Here is a 1,378-nt window from a genome sequence, read left to right on the forward strand (position 1 = left end):
ATATCCATACTTTAAGAAACAACGGCAGTGTGGCTGATGACTTTGACCTTACCGCAACAAGCTCTCTTGGTTTGAGCTATCTTTTTTATCTCGTGGATGACGACGGAAATATCACCGGCGCTCCCATTACCAGTATTCATCTTGACGCCAAAGGCGGGGCAAATGACGAGGAGTCTTTCGCCATAAGACTCTTTATCCCCTGCGACACGCCGGAAAACAGTGTGGATATTACCGAGGTTACCGCCACCTTCCGTTCCGACCCTCAAGTCTCACGCACCGTAACCGATATCACTACCATTGCCACAAAACTGTTTATGAAAAAAGAGGCAAGGAATGTAACCCAGTCAGGGACCTTTTCAGATCAGGCAGAAGGCACACCGGGAGAGATTATTGAATACAGGGTTACCTTTCAGAATTTCAGCACTCAAGACCTTTCCACTATTATCATATCAGACCCAATACCGCCATTTACGGATTTAGTCCCTGATGCCTATAATGCCGGGGCAAACTCGGTGTGGATACAATTCACCTTTGCCGGCGGCACCACTTCCGACTGCTACACCAATGCTACAGCTCCCGTGGTAACCGTAGATATACCCGCTTCCTGCGCTGTAATCACACTAAAACCTGGCGAAAAGGGGGAGCTCTATTATCAGGTAAAGATAAAAGAATAATGATGGCGTCGTAAAAAGTCAAATTTCTACCCTTTTTGTCATTCCTGCGAAAGCAGGAATCCAGGGTTTCCGGTATCTTTTATACTGATGACAAAGGAAGAAAGAAAGGGGTTTTATGTTATGAGCTTCATTAATAGAGGTAGGACATTTTTTACGCCGATGCCAGGGGAGTTGAAATATATGAATAGCCGGTTAACAAAAAAGGGCGTTTATAGTTTGAGCATGGTATTTTTGTTATTCCTCTTTTTTCTCTTTATTCCTTCAGCAGCTTATGCAGATCTGGAGGTTCAATTCACCAGCGTCCAGTCCACCGCCCTGTTTGTCAATGAGGAGGGCACCTGGGAAGTGGAGATACATAACCCTGATGCCACGGATGTTACGGATGCTGTGCTCACCATTACCCTGCCCACGGGCTACGATGTTATCGATACAGGAAGCGGAGTTGAAAATGTCGGGTCGCCCCATACTTTAGTCTGGACTGCTCTCACTATCCCCGCGAATAGTTCCATCTTCAGAACATATAAGGCAACCCCGAACTGTGATGCCTCATCAGGCGATCATATGGAGATGGAAGTTGTATATGACGGCGGTGCAAAAACTGAAAACGCCAATTCCTCCAATATAACCATCAACCAACTTCAAATAAGCTTTTTCGCTGAATCAACAGACCTCTCTGTCGGGGAGGAAGGGACCTGGACGGTCAG

General features: G+C 46.3%; 2 protein-coding genes. Both read left to right on the top strand.

Annotation, left to right across the window (positions count from 1 at the left end; genetic code table 11):
* The coding region (locus CVT49_16420; protein ID PKK81914.1) for a hypothetical protein at positions 1 to 674 on the top strand (674 nt) is incomplete at its 5' end.
* An 87-nt stretch (positions 675 to 761) separates the two neighbouring features.
* Positions 762 to 1,378 (top strand): hypothetical protein (locus CVT49_16425; protein PKK81915.1); only part of this gene is annotated, 617 nt, incomplete at its 3' end.

The sequence above is a fragment of the candidate division Zixibacteria bacterium HGW-Zixibacteria-1 genome (genome assembly GCA_002838945.1).
Lineage (GTDB): Bacteria > Zixibacteria > MSB-5A5 > GN15 > PGXB01 > PGXB01.